Below are 16,830 nucleotides of genomic sequence, written 5' to 3'. Positions count from 1 at the left end.
TCTACCGGCCGATCTCGTGCCAGCCCACGAGGCTGTCGAGCAGCGGTCCCGCGCTCGACAGGTAGTCGCCGTATCCGCCCCGGAAGAACAGCAGCGGGGTCGCCGGCGACTCGGCGCGCAGGTCATGGACCCGCCCGACGACCAACAGGTGGTCTCCGATCTCCACGACCTGCTCGATCGTGCAGTCGACCCAGGCGACGACCCCGTCCAGCACCGGATTGCCGAGCGAGGACGTCCGCCAGTTCGTGCCGTCGAAGCGCTGCCCGGCCGGACCGCTCGCGAGTTTGCGCGACAGCCGCTCCTGGTTGCCGGCGAGGGCGCCCGCGCAGAAGCGCCCGGCCGCCCTGATCTCGCGCAGGGTCGCCGAGGAGCGGTCGGCCAGGAAGGACACCAGGGGCGGGTCCAGCGACACCGAGGTGAAGGTGCCGACGATCATGCCGTGCGGCCGGTCCTCACCGTCCGTGGTGGTGATCGCGACCACGCTCGTGGGGAAGTTGCCGAGGACGTCGCGGAACCGCCGGCTCATATCAGGACGCGCATCGACTCGGGCAGCTCAAGTCCCATCTGCGCCAGGGCGTTGGCGTGGTACGCGGTGCCCGGGACATGGATCATGTGCTGCAGCCCTACGTGGGCGTCCCGCCAGTACCGCTGGATCGGGTTGTCACGGCGGATCGCGTTGCCGCCGGACCTGGCGAAGATCTCGTCGAGCGCGGAGACGGCCCGCCAGGCACAACGGACCTGATTGCGCCGTACGTCGGCGCGGTCCTCGATGCCGATCGGCTTGCCCGCCTCCACCTTGTCGTACAACCGGCTGATGCCGTCGATGAGTTGGACCCGTGAGGCGGCGATCTCGGCCGCGGCCTCACCGGCGGCGTAGAGGACGTAGGGGTCGTCGCGCACCTGGACGCCGGTCACGGCGACGCGGTCGCGCTGCTGGGCGAGATGGACGGCGAGGGCGCCCTCGCAGATGCCGATGACGGCCGCGGTGATGCCGAGCGGGAACATCGAGGCGAACGGCAGCTTGTAGAGGGTGTCGGTCAGGCCGACCGCCTCCGCGGCGGCACCCTCCTGGACGGCCTCCTGCCGGATGGTGCGGTACTCGGGGATGAACGCCCTGTCGACCACGACGTCCTTGCTCCCGGTGCCCGCTAGGCCCACGACGTCCCAGGTCCCGTCGATGATCTCGTAGTCGGAGCGGGGCAGGACGACGTGCAGCACGGTGATGGGCCCGGCCGGTTTGCCCTTGCCGTCGCCGAGGAGGGCGCCGAGGAAGTCCCAGCGGCAGTGGTCGCTGCCGGAGGAGAAGGGCCAGCGTCCGCTGAGCAGATAGCCGCCGTCGACGGGTTCGGCGATGCCGTTGGGCATGTAGGGCGAGGCGATCCAGGTGTCCGGGTCCTCGTCCCAGACCTCGTGGGCGAGCCGTGGATCCAGCTGGGCCAGCTCCCAGGGGTGGACGCCGACGACACCGCACACCCAGCCGGCGGCCCCGTCGTGCCGGGCGACCGCCATCACCGCTTCCGCGAAGTCCCGCGGGTGCGCGGCGAACCCACCGAACTCCTTGGGCTGCAGCAGTCGTACGACCCCTGCGGTGCGGAGCAGTTCGACGGTGCGGTCGCTCAGCTTGCCGAGTGACTCGTTCTCGTCGGCGAGTCCGGCCAGTTCGGCACCCAACTCCTCCACACGCCCGACCACTTCATGCGTCACGGCGCACACCTCCCGGTCACTGATCCCTCGCACGCCGCGCGTCGCCGGCGGCCGAACGGCCTCAGTGTCGGCGCGCGGGGGCGGCGGCCGCTGGCCGCTTTCCGCTGACCGGGACTGGGTGGCGGGCACGCCGAAGGGCGGGTGGCCACCTGGCTCACCCGCCCTTTCGTGTGCCGGTCGCGGCGGTCGTCACCTGTCCCGTACGGCCGCGACCACCCCGCCGTCCACGAGGACGTCGATGCCGTTCAGGAAGCTCGCCTCGTCGGAGAGCATGAACGCGACGACGGCCGCGACCTCCTCCGAGCGGCCGGTCCGCCCCAGCGGGGTCGCCTCGATCAGCCGCTGCATCGATGTCGACCTGGCCGCCTCCTGACGGCCCTGCGGGGTGTCGATGATGCCGGGCGCGAGGGAGAGGACACGGGCTCCGACCGGCCCGAGCCGCACCGCTTCCTTGCGTGCGAACCGGGCGACGCCGTACTTGGCCCAGGGGTAGGCCAGGGTGGACTGTTCGAGATCCGGGCCGACGGCCTCACGGATCCGGTCCAGGAAGTCCTCGTGCAGCGGGTCGTCCAGGATCGCGCCGACGGCGGGGGCGGGGTCGACGCCGGCGAGCAGCGGGGACATGGAGGAGAAGTAGACGTGGGCGGTGCCCTCGGTGGCCAGCGGGCGCAGGGTTTCGGCCAGCAGGGCGGTGCCGATGAGGTCGACCTCGAAGATACGGCGCCAGTCGGCCATGGTGGGCGAGATGCCGGCCGCGTGGGCGACGGCACGCAGCGTTCCGGCCTCGGCGACACGAGCGGCGAGCCGCTCCAGGCCCGCGCGGTCGGTGACGTCGAGGGCGAAGGGCTCGGCGGTGGCCCGCAGCCCCGCCTCGTTCAGGTCCTTGGCGACCGCCGCCGTCCTCTCGGCGTCCAGGTCGACGAGCAGCAGCACGTCCACCAGGTCGGCAAGGCGCCATGCGCACGCCTCTCCCATTCCGCGTCCGGCTCCGGTCACTATGCCTACGGTCGTCATGGCTCTGCTCCTCGGTGAGGTCGGTGGTGTCGTTGTGTCTCGAGGTCGGTGAGCTCGAGATCGGTGAGCTCGGTGAGCTCGGTGAGCTCGGTGATGCGTGTCGGGGGGGTGTGTCGGGTCGCGGTGAGTGCGGTGGGCCGGCCTACCGGGCCCAGGCTTGCTCCATCGACGGCTGGGCGGCCCTGCTGACGAGCTCCACCCGGAAGGCGGTCTCCCCGCCGCTGCGCAGATACGCGAAGAACAGCCCGCCGTCGGGGCCCTTGCGGGTCACCTCTGTGACATAGCCGTGCTGTTCGAGCTCGGCGACGTCGGCCGCGACGTCGTCGGACCAGTAGCCGAAGTGGTGGATGCCGGAGCCGGGAGTCGGCTCCCACACCGTGCCGGGCACGCGCTGCACGATCTCCAGCCGAGGAGCCGTGCCCGACGAGCGCGAGTACGCGCACCGGAAGTCGACGACGGTGTCACCCTCGGGCAGGGTGACCTCGGTGGGCCCGCCCATGTCCGCGCACCACTCGAACCCGAACAACTTCGAGAGCTGCTTCTTGGTCGCCTCGAAGTCCTCGGCGATGATGCCCACGTGGAACTGGTCCGTGGGCCGCAGAGTGCCGGCCATGGTGTCTCCTCGCTGCTGGGCTCCGGCCGATGGGGCGGCCGGAGCCATGGGTCAGTGCGTGGCGCACAGCGAAGCGAGGAGGGCTGACGCTTGACGGACGGCTTCCTGACAATTTCCGGACGTGACTGGCGTCACATGCCGGACGCGGGCGTCCCTGCGCCCCGGGGCGGCCCCCGGGGTCGGTCAGCCCCGGGGCCGTCCGAGCCAGTAACCGAAGCCCCTGCTGGTGTGGATCAGCGCGGGCTCATGAGCCTGATCCACCTTCTGCCGCAGTCGGGAGACGAGCTTCTCGATGGCCTCGCCCGCCCGGAAGTCCCCCCAGACCTGCCGGCTGATCTGTTCCTTCGACACGACGCGGTCAGCGTTGGCCAGCAGATGATTCAGTAGGCGGTATTCGGCGGGCGTGAGTCCGAGCTGCCGAGGTCCGCGGCGGGCCTGCCGGGTGGCGTCGTCAAGGACGAGGTCACCGTAGGCGGTCGGCCCGCCGCCCGCCGGCCGGCTCCGCAGCAGGACCTCGGCGCGGGCCAGCACCTCGGTGGTGCGGACGGGCCTGGTGACGTAGTCCTCGTTCCGCTTGCCGAATCCGGGCAGGAGGGTGTGGAGATAGTCGCAGGTGATCAGGAAGAGCACCGGGGGCAGGTCGGCGGGCACGGGCCGGGGTCCTCTGGCCACGTCCTTCAGATCCGGGAGCGTGGCGTCCCAGACCACCAGGTCGAAGCTGCGCCGGGCGAGCCGGGCGATGCCCTCCGCGCCGGTCTCCGCCGTCTCGGCGACCTGGTAGCCGGCGAGCTGGAGCGTCGTGGTGAGCAGATCGGTCTCACCGGCGTCGCCGGCCACGATGAGGACGTCACGCATATCAGACACCTTACCATAAGATTGCTTGACTCAAGTAAATCTTCTACCTGGCACCAAACCCTCTATAGAGTGTCCTCTATTGGCAGCGTCTCGGTGGCTGGAGGGTCTGCTTCGTCTCCGACGGACGGTTCACGCTGGGCCTCGGGGCCTCCGGGCCGCAGGTGATCGAGGGGTTCCACGGGGGACCGGATTCCGCTCCCGCCCGAACAGGGCACCGGCCTCGGCCTGCCGCTCAAGCTCATCAACCACCCGGTGCGCGCAGGCATCCCCGTCGTGCCGGCCGCCACCGGTCCGAGGAACGTGGCGCCGGCCGCGGAGATCGCCGAGGGCTGGATGCCGATGTTCTTCCACCCGGAGCGGGCCACCGAGGTGTGGGGCCCGGCGCTGGCCGAGGGCTCGGCGCGGGGGGGATCCCGCCCTCGGCCCGCTCGACGTGGTGGTCTCGCCGCCCCTGGCCGTCGGCGAGGACGTGGCGGGCCTGGTCGACCTCGCCCGGCCCCAACTCGCCCTGTACTTCGGCGGGATGGGAGCCCGCGGCCGCAACTTCCACCACGACCTCGCCCGCCGCCACGGCTACGGGTCCGAGGCCGCGACCGTCCAGGACCTGTACCTGTCCGGCCGCAAGGACGCGGCGGCCGCCGCCGTACCGGCCGATCTGTTGCGGGCCACCTTCCGCATCGGTCCGGCCGGCCATGTCGCCGAACGGCTCGCGGCCTTCCGTGCCGCCGGCGTCACCACCCTCCAGGTCCGTCCGCCGGCGTCCGCCGCCGCACAGCGGCTGCGTGACATCGAGCGCCTGAAGGCGATGGTCTCCTGACCCTCGGCGGCGCGACGCGCACCCTCGGCGGCCCCTCGTGTTCACCAGGTCGCCGAGGCCTCCACCGCCAGCCCTCGCATGACGTGTTCGAGCAGGGCGAGCAGCACCCTTTTCACCGACTCCCGGTCGCGGGCGTCGCACAGCACGAGCGGCACGTCGGGAGAGAGGTCGAGCGCGGCACGGATCTCCTCCTCGTCCTCCTCGCAGCGGCCGTCGAAGCAGTTGACGCCCACGGCGAAGGGGATGCCCCGGTGTTCGAAGAAGTCGACGGACGGGAAGCAGCTCTCGAGCCGCCGGGTGTCCGCCAGCACGACCGCGCCGAGCGCACCGCGCGACAGGTCGTCCCACATGAACCAGAAGCGGTCCTGGCCGGGGGCTCCGAAGAGATAGACGACGAGCGCCCGGCTGAGGGTGATCCGGCCGAAGTCCATGGCGACCGTCGTTGTGGTCTTGCGCTCCACGCCCGCCAGGTCGTCGACGCCGACGCTGGCCTCGGTGATGAGCTCCTCGGTGCGCAGGGGCTCCGTCTCGCTGATCGCGCCGACCAGGGTGGTCTTGCCGACGCCGAAGCCGCCGGCGACGAGGATCTTGGCCGTCGCCGCGTCGGGCGCGGGCGCGGTGCGGCCGGGGTCAGATTCTACGAATGCCATCGATCACTGCCTGGATGAAGCGGGCGTCGGGGGTACCGGTCGCGGAGGGCGGGGAGACGGAGACGAGCCGATGGTCCAGCAGGTCGTCCAGCAGAACGCGGATCACGCTCACCGGGAGATCCAGCCGGGCGGCGACCTCCACCAGCGCCGTCGGGGTGCGGCACAGGGCGAGCAGGCGGTTCTGCTCCGGCTGCAGCCGCTGGTCCCGGGTCGGCGGCCGGACGGTGCTGATCAGCGAGATGAGTTCGATGCCGGGGCGGACGGACGAGGTGCGGCCGCGGGTCACGGTGTAGGGGCGGACGAGCGGGCCCGGATCGTCGTCCGCCCAGGGGTCTTCCTCCGACCAGTGCCTCATTCATGCTCACCCGCGAAGCGCCCGCCGTCGTACTCGGGGAACCGGGGGGCCGCGCTGAGGTACTGGCCCACCTGGCGGACGAGCATGGTCATCTCGTAGCCGACGTTGCCGACGTCCACCGCGGAGGTGGCGAGCACCGCCAGGCGGGCGCCGCCCCCCGCCGTGGTGACGAACAGGAAGAGGTCGTCCATCTCGATGACGGACTGCTGCACCCGCCCCCCGCCGAAGTGCCGGCTGGTGCCCTGGGCCAGGGAGTGGACACCCGAGGCGATCGCGGCGAGCTGCTCCGCGTCGGCCCGGTCGAGGGCCTCGGAGGCGCCGACGAGGAGTCCGTCCTCCGACAGGACGATGGCGTGGAGCGTCTCGGGAATCCGCTCGACGAGGCTGTCCAGGAGCCAGGCCAGTCCGCCGCGGGTGGTGTTGGTCGCTGTCATGAGGTGCTCCTTGTGGGGCGGGTACGGGTGGGCAGCGGACGCCGCTCAGGCGGAGCCGAGGGCCAGACGGGTTCGGGGACGTCCTCCTGGGCCCGGGCCCGGCGGGTGCCGTCCCGCAGCGCGGCGAGCATCGAGCGGGCCTGCTCGGGCCTGCGCTCCGGGGCCTGCCACGCCCGGTCGCCCTCGTCGTCCGGCTCCGCGGGCCGCTCCCTCAGCTGCGGAGCGAGACTGGCCAGCCGCACCCGCCGCGGCAGCCGGCTCGCGTGACCCGTACGGGGGTCGGCGAACGGGGCCTCTTGCGGGGCTACGACGCTCGGGCCGACGCGCGGTGGTACGGCCCCGGCGCCGGCCCGGTCCGGCGGCGCGGGCACGGAGGGTGGCTGCGCAGGCCGGGGACCGGGGGCCGCGAGGGGATGTGCGTCGGCGTAGGCGCGCGGGTTCGGCGGCCCCGGGACGGAGGGCTGCTGCGAAGGTCCGGTTCCGGTGGCCGTCCGTCCGGAGGCCGTCCGTTCGGGGGTCATGTGTCCGGGTCCCGGATGCGGAGAGGCTTCCCCGGAGAAGGTCCGGTCCGGCGGCAGCGGGGCGTCGTCCGGGGGCGCCGGCCGGGGGCGGCCCGTCGAGCGGGTGCGTCTGGGCAGGCCGCCCGTCCCCGTTCCCATGTCGGCGGGGCCGGCGACCGAGGCCAGATGGCGCTCCGCGCGCGGGTCCAGTGGAGGCACGGTCTCGGTGGCCGGCTCGGTGAGCGCGTGCGGGATGACGACGACGGCCAGGGTCCCGCCGTACGACGAGGGCCGCAGGCCGGCCGTGATCCCGTGCCGCTGTGCCAGGTGGCCGACGGTGAAGAGGCCGAGACGCGGGTCCTCGCCGAGCGCGGTGAAGCTGAAGTCCCTCGGTTCGTGCAGCAGGACGTTGGCCGCCTCGTACTCCTCCGCCGCCAGGCCCAGTCCCCGGTCCTCCACCTCGACGGCGTACCCCTGGGCCACGGGGAGCGCCCGGACCCGCACCTCGGTGTGCGGAGGGGAGAAGGTGACGCCGTTCTCGATCAGTTCGGCCATGAGGTGGATCGTGTCGCCGACGGCCGGGGCCGCCACCGCGACCGGCGGCATCGGCTCGACCACCACACGGGCGTAGCCCTCGATCTCGGACACCGCGCTGCGCAGCAGGTCCGCGAGCGGCACCGCCTGCTTCCAGCGCCGCCGCGGTGCCGCTCCGGACAGGACGGTCAGGCTCTCGGCGTTGCGCCGCATACGGGTCGCGAGATGGTCGACGCGGTAGAGGTCGGCCAGCAGCTGCGGGTCCTGCTCCCTGCGTTCCATGCCGTCGATCACGGTGAGCTGACGGTGCACCAGGATCTGGATGCGGCGCGACATGTTGTGGAAGACCAGCCGTGCCCCCTCGCGCAGCGAGGCCTGTTCCAGCGCGACGGCCACCGCGGTCCGCTGGGCGGTGTTGAAGGCCTCCGCGACCTTGCCCAACTCGTCGGTGCCGTAGTCGAGTTCGGGCAGCTGGTCGACGTCGGCCCGGCTGCCCTCGGTGCGCAGCCGGCCGATCAGTTCGGGCAGCCGGTCCTGGGCGACTTCGAGGGTCTCGGCGCGCAGGCCGGCCATGCGGCCGAGCAGGGACCGGGTGATGCGCCAGGACAGGACGGCGACCGCGAGCACCGCCGCCAGTACGAGGGCGCTGCCGAGGAGCACCGAGTACAGGAGGCGGCGGGTCCGGTCGTGGGCGTCGCCGGTGACCGTGGAGAGATACCGGCCCTGTACGGCCTGCACCTCGGCCGAGACCCGTCCCGCGGCGGAGGCCCGCCCGGCTGTGACGCGCGGGACCTCGACGGTGCCGTCCTTCGCCGCGCCCGCCTCGGTGACGGCCGTGCCGAGGGCGGTCATCGCGGCCCAGTCCGGACCGTCCATGACCTTCTCCAGCGCCGTTCGCGAGGACGTGGGCAGGTACGGCGCCACTTCATTGGTCAGCACGGAGGCGCGGACCGCGCCGGCGGCCGTGAGGTCGGTCCGCTCCCGGACACTCAACTTCCGGGTGGCGAGGGCCGCTTCGAGGATCGTCTCCTCCTGGGAGAGCGCCTCCGTCGCGCGCATGAACGCCAGGGCGTGGCCGGCGTCGGCCGCGGTGGCCCCGTCGCCGTTGTCGGTGTCGAGCATGCCGAAGAGGTTCAGCACGGACGCCACGGCCCCGGAGTAGACGTCGTAGGCGTGCTGCCGGGTGCTCTTCCCCCGGTCGACGGCGGAGCGTTCGGCGACCACATCCGCCAACCGCTTCCGTACGACGGCCAGTTGGGCCCGGTACCGCCGCGAGCCGTCGCCCGCGGAAGCGGAGTCCGCCTCGCGGAACCCGGCGAGCACCGCGTCGGTACGGCTCCGTTGCGTCCGCAGGGCGCCGGTGTCGCCGTCGCCGTGCGAGGAGAGCCGGCGGATCGTGAGCTGCCGTTCCTCCTGGAACGCGCCGATGGCCGGCACCAGGGCGTAGGTGGTGCGCGCCGAACTCCCGGTCTGCTCCGCCTTGTGCCACTGGTCGAGCTGTACGGCCGAGCCGCTGGCCCACAGCAGGGCCATCGCCGCCGCGGGGACCACCGCGAGGGCGATGAGGGAGGCCCGGATGCTGCGGCCACGGCCGGTGTTCGGTTCGGTCCGCGCGGACCTGATCCGGTGCCGGCTCACCTCGCCCACCCGCATATGACGGCACGACGGTGGAGTTGGGGTGCGAGGGGGAACGGAAGCACCGGGGATTTCCTTTCCGGGGGGCGCGCGGCACGGCGGAGCGGTCCGGGCATGCGGGAACACGCCGGGACTGGCAGGGGAGTTGGCGGAGCGCAGCGGGAACGCCGGTGGGGGGCCGCAAGCCGGATAGGTATGAAACCGAGCCTTCCGACCCGGGTCAAGGGAATGCGTGAAAACACCCGCGCTGCGATTAGGACGACCAGTCCATTACGTGCGCCGGAAAACCGACGCCACGCCGCACACCCTCGCCCGGCCCGAAAGGATGTTTCAGCTGATTACACAGGGTGAAGCGGTTGCGGAGCGCACTTCGGCGGGCACCGTGAGGTCACCCGCGGGCGTCCCGGCGAGACGGCCGGCCCCGGGCCCCCATGTGACCCAGATCACGCCTGCCCGGTGGTCACTCGTCCCCCACCGCCGCGCACAGTCCGCCGTCCACGACGATGTCGACGCCGTTGACGAAACTCGCCTCGTCCGACAGCAGGAACGCGGCCACGGCGGCCACCTCCTCGTAGCGGCCGGTGCGGCCCAGCGGGGTGCGCCGGATGAGCTGCTGGACGGCCTCGTGCCGTGCCGCCTCCAGACGGGTCTGCGGGGTGTCGATCGCACCGGGCGAGACGGAGCAGACGCGGGCACCCACGGGGCCGAGCCGCACCGCCTCGGCCCGGGTGAAGCGCTGGACGCCGTACGTGGCCCACGGGTACGCCCACGCGGGGTCCTCCAGGGCCGGCCCGATCGCCTCGCGCAGATGGTCGAGGAAGCCCTCTTGGGCCGGGTCGTCCAGGACGCCCGCGACGACGGGGGCGGGTTCGACATGGGCGAGCAGCGGCGACACCGAGGCGCAGTAGACGAAGGCCGTGCCGGCCGTGGCCAGGGGGCGCAGTGCCTCCGCGAGCCGGGCGGCTCCGACGAGGTCGACCTCGATGATCCCGCGCCAGTCGGCGTCCTCCGGCTCGACGGTCTCCGCGTGCGCGACCGCCCGCAGCGTGCCGAGGCCGGCGGCCCGCCGGGCCAGCGCGGCGAGATCCGCCGGGTCGGTGACGTCCATCCCGACCGGCTCGGTGACGGCCTTTCGGCCGGAGCCGGAGAGTTCCTTGGCGACGGCGGCCGCGGCCGCCTCGTTGCGGTCGGCGAGCAGCAGCACGTCGACCCTGTCGGCCAGGCGCCGCGCGCACGCCTCCCCCGTCCCGCGACCGGCACCGGTGGCAATACCTACCGTGGTCATGCGCCACTCCTCACTGTCCCGCCTGAGCTGCCGACTTTTAACGTACCGTTTGGTCGAGCGAACCGAGTGACGTCCCGGCGTCCACTTCCCCCGGATGTGCGCGAGCACGTCCGACGTGGCCCCGGGCATCGGTTCCGATCGGTACTTGTCACAGGGAGCGGGGAGAGGACTCATGCCACGACCGCCGGGCCATGGACCGGGCTTCGAGGTCAGACGCCAGAAGATCATCGACGTCGCGGCGGAGCTGTTCGCCCGGCAGGGGTACGCGGCGACGTCCATCAACGACCTGGGCCGTGCGGTCGGTCTCGCCAAGGGCGCGCTGTACTACTACATCGGCTCCAAGGAGAACCTGCTCGTCGAGATCCAGTCCCGGGTGATGGGTCCGCTGCTGACCCGCACCCGGCAGATCACCGGGCTCGACGTCGACCCGCTGCTGCGGCTGCGGCTGCTGTCGGAGTCCCTGCTGACGATCATCTTCCGCAGACTCGACCACATCTGGGTCTACGAGCACGACTACCGCAGCCTCAGCGGACCGGAGCTCAAGACGCTGCTGGGCCAGCGTTCCGACTTCGAGGAGCTGATCTCGGGGTTGCTGGCGGAGGCCGTGGATCAGGGCACGTTCCGGGCGCTGCCGCCGCGCCTGGCCACGCTGCAGTTCCTCAACCTGCACAACCACACGTATCAATGGGTCAGGCCGGAGGGGCAGTGGGACGCCACCTATCTGGCACGGGAGTACTGCGCGACCTTGTTCCGCGGCTTCGGCGCGCCCGATCACGCGCTGCCGAAGGTGGAGGAGCAGGTCGAGGCGTTCAAGCGCGACCGGCCCGGTCTGCCGCTCGATCCCGAGGCGGAGTGGGAGCCCGCCTCGGACTGACCGCAGGCCCCAGAGGCGCCGCCGGGCTCACAGGGGTGTGGTGTGGGTGGGTGCGAACGGCGCCCCGTGCCCCGGCACGATCAGTGCCGGTTCCAGCGCGAGCACCCGCTGCCTGGCCGCGCGCAGCTGCTCGCGGTCGGGGGCGAAGGGGTCGTCGGCCGGCCCCTCGGCGCCCCACCACAGATGGGTGAGCACGACCAGGCCCTGGCCGGTGGTCACGAGGGTGCTGATGTCCTCGGCGGTGTGTCCCGGCGTCTTGATCAGCCGGATGGAGGGGGCGAGCTGGAAGCCGTCGGCGTCGCGGTCCTCCCAGACGTCGTCGTGGTAGACGGCCATGTGGTCGTGGAAACGGGCCTCCGGGAAGAGCGCCGCGTTGAGCGTGTGGTCGGGGTGGTGGTGGCTGAACACCACGTCGGTGACCTGCCCCGGCTCCACGCCCGCCGCCGCGAGCGGGTCGAGGATGAGCCGCCGGTCGGCCACCATGCCGGGGTCCACCACGGCGACGGTGTCGCCGTCGCGCAGCAGGGTCACCGTACCGGCGACTCGATCGTGTGCGTACCCGGTGGTCAGGACCTCGAATGTGGCAGTCATGGCGTGATCGTAGAGGCGCGGGTCCCGCATGTGGGGGTGCAATGCCGGTGGGGCGGCCGGGTCGTGCCGATGCGGCTGGGGCGACGGTGTGGTGTACGGGGTCTACGAGCTGCGCGTGACCTGGTAGCCGTAAGACCTCAACTGGCTTGTTCCAGGCGGGCGTTGACACTCCGACCGATCCGCGCGACGGTGAGGTCCCGTTTCGTGCCCGCCCGGAGGTCCGCCATGGCTCCGCCGTCAGCACCCTCGTCCGACACCCACCTGGTCGAGCGCCTGCGCGCCCTGGGACCGTTCCTCCGCGAGCGGGCACTGCGCACGGAGCAGGAGCGGCGGGTGCCGGACGAGGTGGTCGCCGCGGTGACGGAGGCCGGGCTCTACCGGATGAACGTGCCCCGGCGGTACGGCGGTTACCAGACGCCGCCGCACACCCAGGTCGACGCCATCGCCGAGATCGCGGCCGCGTGCGGCTCGACCGCGTTCGCCACGATGATCCAGGCGGGCTGCGCGTTCATCGCGGCGCTCTTCCCCGACGAGGCACAGGACGAGATCTTCACCAGCCCGGACATCCGGGTCGGCGGCACCCTCATCCCCGATGCCACCGCGGTCGCCACCGGCGACGGCTATGTGGTCAACGGCACCTCGGGGTTCGCCACCGGCTGCAGGCACGCCGACTGGCATCTGCTGACCGCCCGGGTCGAGTCCGGGGACGGGCCGCCCGAGGTGCTGTGGACGGCCGTGCCGATGGCGGAGCTGGAGATCCTCGACGACTGGTATGCCACCGGGCTGGCGGGCAGCGGCAGCAACAGCGTGGTCGCGCGGGACGTCTTCGTACCGGCGCACCGGGTGGTGCCGGTGGGCCCGTTGCTCGGCGGCGAGTTCCCCTCCAAGGCCAACGGGGACGATCCGTTCTACCGGATGCCGGTCCTGCTGATGTTCTGCGCGTGGACGGCCCCGAACGCCCTGGGTCTGGCGCGCGGCGCGCTGGCCGACTTCACCGGGCGCATCCATCGGCGGGGGATCACGTACACCTTCCACCAGCGGCAGAACGAGGCGACGGTCACCCATCTCCAGATGGCCGAGGCGGCGCTGAAACTCTCCTCCGCCGAGCTGCTGACCAGGGACTTCGTCGCCCGGATCGAGGCGGGCGAGCCGTACTCGGAACAGGAGCGGGCCAGGATCCGGGCGCAGAGCGGCTATGTGGCGCGGTTGGGCAAGGAGGTGGTCGATCTCGTCGCCTCCGCCTCGGGGGCGTCGTCGCTGCACCAGGACGTTGCCCGTGCAGCGCGCGGTGCGTGATGTGCAGGCGCTGAACCTGCACTCCTTCGTCAACCCGGCGACCAATCTGGAGCTGTACGGCCGGGTCCTGTCGGGGCTGGACCCCGGCACGCCGTTCCTCTGAGCCGCCCGTCCGCTACGGCCACCCCGCTCCCGGCACCTCGACGGGCACGGTGAGCACCTGGCCGCTGCCGGGTGTCACCATCTCGGCGTCCGTCATGCCCTGCCAGCGGGCCGCCGTGATGAACAGCGTCCTGCCGTCGCCTCCGCCGAGCGCACAGGCGAACGCCCCTCGGTCCACCGTCACCGTCCGCAGGACCGCGCCGCCTTCCGCGACGCGTACGCAGCGGCGGTGGGGGACGTCGGCGTACCAGACGGCGTTCTCCGCGTCGATGCAGATGCCGTCCGGGGTGCCCTCGCCCAGGTCGGCCCAGATCCGCCGGCCCGACAGCGTGCCGTCCGCCTCGACGGTGAAGGCGAGGAGCCGGTGGCCGTAGGAGTCGGCCACGATCAGGGTGGAGTTGTCCTCGGGCACCGCCATGCCGTTGGGGAAGGCGATGTCGTCGGCCACCTCGCGCACCGAGCCGTCCGGGGTGACCAGGTGCACGGTGCCGGGCCTGACGTCCTCCCCCGCGGTCGGGTCGAAGCCGGCCCGGTTGACGTACGCGTTGCCGCGGCCGTCCACGACGATGTCGTTCCAGCCCGGGATGCCGAGATCGGCGTGGGTGGTCAGGGAGCCCTCGGGCTCTCGGCGCAGCAGCAGACCGTCGGCCGAGGAGACGATCAACTGTCGGCCGTCGGGCAGCCAGGCGGTGCACAGCGGCAGGGCCGCCACCCGTGCGACGACCTCGTGGCGTCCGGCCGGGTCCACGGCGACGACCTCGCCGGCGGACCAGTCCGAGAAGTACAACCGTCCGCCGTGCCAGCGGGGCGACTCCACCAGGCCCAGGCCGCTGAGCAGCGTGGATACACCCGTCATCGTCATCACAGCCCTTCTGTCGACGCGGTCCCCCAGCTTCTACACGAACGCGGACCGCGAAATTCGACGACCCGGCCGGCCGAATCGGTTGATCATGTGGGGATGAAGGCTCACTTCACCGGTATCACCGGGCTCACTCGTGTCCCGTCCGCCGTCGTGGTGATCGACGTCCTCCGGGCGTTCACCACGGCGTCCTGGGCGTTCGCGGGCGGGGCCGACCGCATCCTGCTGGCCGCCTCGCTGGAGGAGGCCCGTGAACTCAAGGCACGGCGCCCCGAGTTGATCACGCTCAAGGACGGGCCGCCCGCGCCCGGCTTCGACCTGGTCAACTCCCCCGCGCTGCTGCGCTCGCACGACCTCACCGGGCGTGTCCTGGCGCAGAAGACCACCAACGGAACGGTCGGCGCGCATGCCGCCGGGACCGCGCCGCTGCTGCTGTGCGCCGCCTTCACCGTCGCCGCCGCGACCGCCGCCGTGCTGCGCGCGGAGCGGGTGGATCAGGTGACGTTCGTGGTCACCGGCAGGGACGGGCGCGCCGAGGAGGACCTCGCCTGCGCCGAGTACATCGCCGAGCTGGCGGCCGGTCGTACGACGAGTGCGGCGCCGTACCTCAGGCGCGCGGCCCGGTCGAAGGCCGCCGCCGACATCGCGGAGGGCGTCCGCCGTGGCCATGAGGGCGTCCACCCGGAGGACGTCCCACTGTGCCTGGAGGCGGACCGTTTCCCCTTCGCCATGGCGGTCACTCCCGAGGACGGCCACATGACCCTGCGCCGGCGCCCGGTCCCCGGGGCGTGAGCGTCAGGACGGCTCCACGGCCCGTACCCGGGCCAGCACCTCGCGGATCATGTCGGCACTGATGGTGAAGTGCTCGCGGGCGATCTCCTCCGCCCGCTCGGGCTCCCCGTCCGCGATGGCCTCGTAGAGCGCCTTGTGGTCGTGGCTCGCCCGGTGGAAGTGGGTGCGCTCGCCCTTGCCCCAGGGCTCGACCGGGAAGCCGAGGCTGATACGGGCCAGCAGGTCACGGCTGAGCATGACGATCTGCGGGTTTCCGGTGGCCGCGCGGACGGCCTGGTGGAAGGCGCTGTCCGCGGTCTGCTCGTCGCGCGGGGTACGGGCGGCCAGATAGGCCGTCAGGGCGTCCCGCATGGGGTCGAGGTCCTTGGGGCGCCGGCGCCGGGCCGCCGTCGCGGCCACCATGCCCTCGACCAGTCCGCGCAGGTCGAAGAGCTGCTCGAACTCCTCCCAGCGGGGCACCAGGGTGTGCCGGACCGCTGCGGCGGTGGACTCGGTCCAGCTGTCGCGGACGTAGGCCCCGCCGTTGCGGCCGCGCCGGATCTCCACGACGCCGACGGCCTGGAGCCGGGCGACCGCCTCGCGCACGGTGGGCCGGCTGACCCGCAGCAGCCGGATGAGCTCACGCTCGACCGGCAGCCGTTCGCCCGGCAGGAAGTCGCCGACGGCGATCGCGGTGAGCAGCCGGTCGGCGACCTCGTCGACGGCGGACACGACGCGCACCGGGCGCAGTTCGGGTGAGGGCGCCCCACCGAGGAGGACACGGTCGAGCACCCGGGAGAACTCGCCTCCGGGTTCGCTCGCCTCAGGTACGGATGTCAGCTGATACCTCCTCGATCGCCGGTTCTGTTAACGCGTGCGGGCCGCGTTAACTCGCCGTTACGTCTTCTCCTCGCGCCGCTAAAAGGTCTTGTGCGCTGACCATTTACCCAATCACCATCTCATCCATCCCGTCACACCCAACTCGTTTCGGACAGCGGCCGGATCTCCACGGCCGGTCTGGGAGGCATCCTTCGTGGCGATCCCCGAACCGAACCACACCGGAACCGTCGACTTCAACGGACATTCCACCTGGTACCGGATCACGGGCGAGCCGGGCAGAACACCCCTGGTGGTGCTGCACGGCGGCCCCGGCGCCGGTCACCACTACACGCTGAGCATCGCGGGCATCGCCCGGCAGGGCAGGCAGGTGGTGCACTACGACCAGCTGGGCACCGGACTGTCCACCCATCTGCCCGACCGGGGCGCCGACTTCTGGACCGTCCAGCTCTTCCTCGACGAACTCGATGCCCTGCTCAAGGAGTTGGGCATCGCCGACGGCTACCATCTGCTCGGCCAGTCCTGGGGCGGCATGCTCGCCGCCGAGCACGCGGTACGCCGTCCGGCCGGGCTGCGCGGGCTGGTGATCGCCAACTCCCCCGCGTCCATGGAGCTCTGGCTGAGGGCGGCGGCCGAACTGCGCGCCGAGCTGCCGCCCGAGGTCCAGCGGACCCTGCTCGCCCATGAGGCCGCCGGGACCACCGACCACCCCGACTACCGCGCCGCCGAGCAGGTCTTCAACGACCGCCATGTGTGCCGGGTGACCCCCAACCCGCCCGAGGTCCAGGCCACCTGGGACAACATCGCGGCCGATCCGACCGTCTACCACACCATGAACGGGCCGAACGAGTTCCATGTCGTCGGCACGCTCAAGGACTGGTCCGTCATCGACCGACTGCACCTGGTCGAGGCGCCGACCCTGCTGGTGTCCGGCCGGTACGACGAGGCGACTCCCGACACCCTCAAGCCCTTCGCCGACCGCATCCCCGACGTGCGCTGGCACATGTTCGAGCACTCGAGCCACATGCCGCACGTCGAGGAGGAGGAGCTCTACCTCCGGGTCGTGGGCGAATTCCTCGACTCCACCGACTGATCCCGGGAGTT

19 protein-coding genes are annotated in these 16,830 nt (G+C 72.0%); 6 read left to right on the top strand and 13 right to left on the bottom strand.

The features are described 5' to 3' along the window. Position 1 precedes the first annotated feature (1 nt). The 5 genes from ABZT17_RS05515 to ABZT17_RS05495 form a co-directional block, all read right to left on the bottom strand. The gene (locus ABZT17_RS05515; RefSeq protein ID WP_356344025.1) at positions 2-526 is read right to left on the bottom strand and encodes a flavin reductase family protein; all 525 of its coding nucleotides are present in this window, start codon (positions 524-526) and stop codon (positions 2-4) included. Further along, positions 523-1,704 (bottom strand): hydroxylase, encoded by a 1,182-nt coding sequence (locus tag ABZT17_RS05510; RefSeq protein ID WP_356344023.1) that lies wholly within the window; start codon positions 1,702-1,704, stop codon positions 523-525. Before ABZT17_RS05510 ends, ABZT17_RS05515 begins: the two co-directional genes overlap by 4 nt. A 189-nt stretch (positions 1,705-1,893) precedes the next feature. Then, positions 1,894-2,718 (bottom strand): SDR family oxidoreductase, encoded by an 825-nt coding sequence (locus ABZT17_RS05505; RefSeq protein WP_356344021.1) that lies wholly within the window; start codon positions 2,716-2,718, stop codon positions 1,894-1,896. A gap of 142 nt (positions 2,719-2,860) precedes the next feature. Further along, entirely contained in the window at positions 2,861-3,331 is a 471-nt protein-coding gene (locus tag ABZT17_RS05500) for a VOC family protein (protein WP_356344019.1), read from the bottom strand. A gap of 183 nt (positions 3,332-3,514) precedes the next feature. Next, the gene (locus ABZT17_RS05495; RefSeq protein WP_356344016.1) at positions 3,515-4,186 is read right to left on the bottom strand and encodes a response regulator transcription factor; all 672 of its coding nucleotides are present in this window, start codon (positions 4,184-4,186) and stop codon (positions 3,515-3,517) included. 436 nt (positions 4,187-4,622) lie between these two features. On the opposite strand from ABZT17_RS05495, the gene ABZT17_RS05490 reads away from it, so the two are divergent. Beyond that, positions 4,623-5,003, top strand: coding sequence for an LLM class flavin-dependent oxidoreductase (locus ABZT17_RS05490; protein ID WP_356344014.1), 381 nt, complete (start codon positions 4,623-4,625; stop codon positions 5,001-5,003). Positions 5,004-5,044: 41 nt separating this feature from the next. On the opposite strand, the gene ABZT17_RS05485 is transcribed toward ABZT17_RS05490, so the two are convergent. The 5 genes from ABZT17_RS05485 to ABZT17_RS05465 all read right to left on the bottom strand — a co-directional run bounded on the left by ABZT17_RS05485 (position 5,045) and on the right by ABZT17_RS05465 (position 10,396). After that, complete coding sequence (locus ABZT17_RS05485) at positions 5,045-5,653, bottom strand: ATP/GTP-binding protein (RefSeq protein ID WP_356344011.1); 609 nt, start codon at positions 5,651-5,653, stop codon at positions 5,045-5,047. Then, on the bottom strand, positions 5,634-6,008 hold the full coding sequence (locus tag ABZT17_RS05480; RefSeq protein WP_356344009.1) for a DUF742 domain-containing protein: 375 nt from the start codon (positions 6,006-6,008) through the stop codon (positions 5,634-5,636). The genes ABZT17_RS05485 and ABZT17_RS05480 overlap by 20 nt, the downstream gene beginning before the upstream one ends. Then, positions 6,005-6,442: a roadblock/LC7 domain-containing protein gene (locus ABZT17_RS05475; protein WP_356344007.1), complete on the bottom strand. Its 438-nt coding sequence runs from the start codon at positions 6,440-6,442 to the stop codon at positions 6,005-6,007. Before ABZT17_RS05475 ends, ABZT17_RS05480 begins: the two co-directional genes overlap by 4 nt. Further along, on the bottom strand, positions 6,439-9,123 hold the full coding sequence (locus tag ABZT17_RS05470) for a nitrate- and nitrite sensing domain-containing protein (protein WP_356344004.1): 2,685 nt from the start codon (positions 9,121-9,123) through the stop codon (positions 6,439-6,441). The genes ABZT17_RS05475 and ABZT17_RS05470 overlap by 4 nt, the downstream gene beginning before the upstream one ends. Positions 9,124-9,571: 448 nt before the next feature. Continuing rightward, positions 9,572-10,396, bottom strand: a complete 825-nt coding sequence (locus ABZT17_RS05465) for an SDR family oxidoreductase (RefSeq protein WP_356344002.1) — start codon at positions 10,394-10,396, stop codon at positions 9,572-9,574. 172 nt (positions 10,397-10,568) lie between these two features. On the opposite strand from ABZT17_RS05465, the gene ABZT17_RS05460 reads away from it, so the two are divergent. Beyond that, the gene (locus tag ABZT17_RS05460) at positions 10,569-11,270 is read left to right on the top strand and encodes a TetR/AcrR family transcriptional regulator (RefSeq protein ID WP_356343999.1); all 702 of its coding nucleotides are present in this window, start codon (positions 10,569-10,571) and stop codon (positions 11,268-11,270) included. Between the two features lie 27 nt (positions 11,271-11,297). On the opposite strand, the gene ABZT17_RS05455 is transcribed toward ABZT17_RS05460, so the two are convergent. Next, positions 11,298-11,861, bottom strand: a complete 564-nt coding sequence (locus tag ABZT17_RS05455; RefSeq protein WP_356343997.1) for an MBL fold metallo-hydrolase — start codon at positions 11,859-11,861, stop codon at positions 11,298-11,300. Between the two features lie 225 nt (positions 11,862-12,086). On the opposite strand from ABZT17_RS05455, the gene ABZT17_RS05450 reads away from it, so the two are divergent. Together ABZT17_RS05450 and ABZT17_RS05445 are read left to right on the top strand one after the other, a co-directional pair. Further along, positions 12,087-13,157, top strand: a complete 1,071-nt coding sequence (locus ABZT17_RS05450) for an acyl-CoA dehydrogenase family protein (RefSeq protein WP_356343993.1) — start codon at positions 12,087-12,089, stop codon at positions 13,155-13,157. Beyond that, on the top strand, positions 13,138-13,260 hold the full coding sequence (locus ABZT17_RS05445; RefSeq protein ID WP_356343991.1) for a hypothetical protein: 123 nt from the start codon (positions 13,138-13,140) through the stop codon (positions 13,258-13,260). Before ABZT17_RS05450 ends, ABZT17_RS05445 begins: the two co-directional genes overlap by 20 nt. 12 nt (positions 13,261-13,272) lie before the next feature. On the opposite strand, the gene ABZT17_RS05440 is transcribed toward ABZT17_RS05445, so the two are convergent. Then, complete coding sequence (locus tag ABZT17_RS05440) at positions 13,273-14,115, bottom strand: SMP-30/gluconolactonase/LRE family protein (protein WP_356343988.1); 843 nt, start codon at positions 14,113-14,115, stop codon at positions 13,273-13,275. A gap of 102 nt (positions 14,116-14,217) precedes the next feature. Here ABZT17_RS05440 and ABZT17_RS05435 point away from each other — a divergent pair, with 102 nt between their 5' ends. Continuing rightward, positions 14,218-14,910 carry a 2-phosphosulfolactate phosphatase gene (locus ABZT17_RS05435; protein ID WP_356343986.1) on the top strand — a complete coding sequence of 231 codons (693 nt, stop codon included), beginning with the start codon at positions 14,218-14,220 and terminating at the stop codon, positions 14,908-14,910. Positions 14,911-14,913: 3 nt separating this feature from the next. Here the strand turns inward: ABZT17_RS05435 and ABZT17_RS05430 are convergent, their stop codons facing one another. Continuing rightward, entirely contained in the window at positions 14,914-15,681 is a 768-nt protein-coding gene (locus ABZT17_RS05430) for an FCD domain-containing protein (RefSeq protein WP_356343984.1), read from the bottom strand. Positions 15,682-15,922: 241 nt separating this feature from the next. Between ABZT17_RS05430 and ABZT17_RS05425 the strand changes: the two genes are divergently transcribed. After that, positions 15,923-16,819, top strand: coding sequence for a proline iminopeptidase-family hydrolase (locus ABZT17_RS05425; protein ID WP_356343982.1), 897 nt, complete (start codon positions 15,923-15,925; stop codon positions 16,817-16,819). The last annotated feature ends 11 nt before the right edge of the window (positions 16,820-16,830 follow it).

This window comes from Streptomyces sp. NPDC005648, assembly GCF_040605395.1.
GTDB lineage: Bacteria > Actinomycetota > Actinomycetes > Streptomycetales > Streptomycetaceae > Streptomyces.
This window is presented reverse-complemented; position numbering and strand designations above follow the sequence as displayed.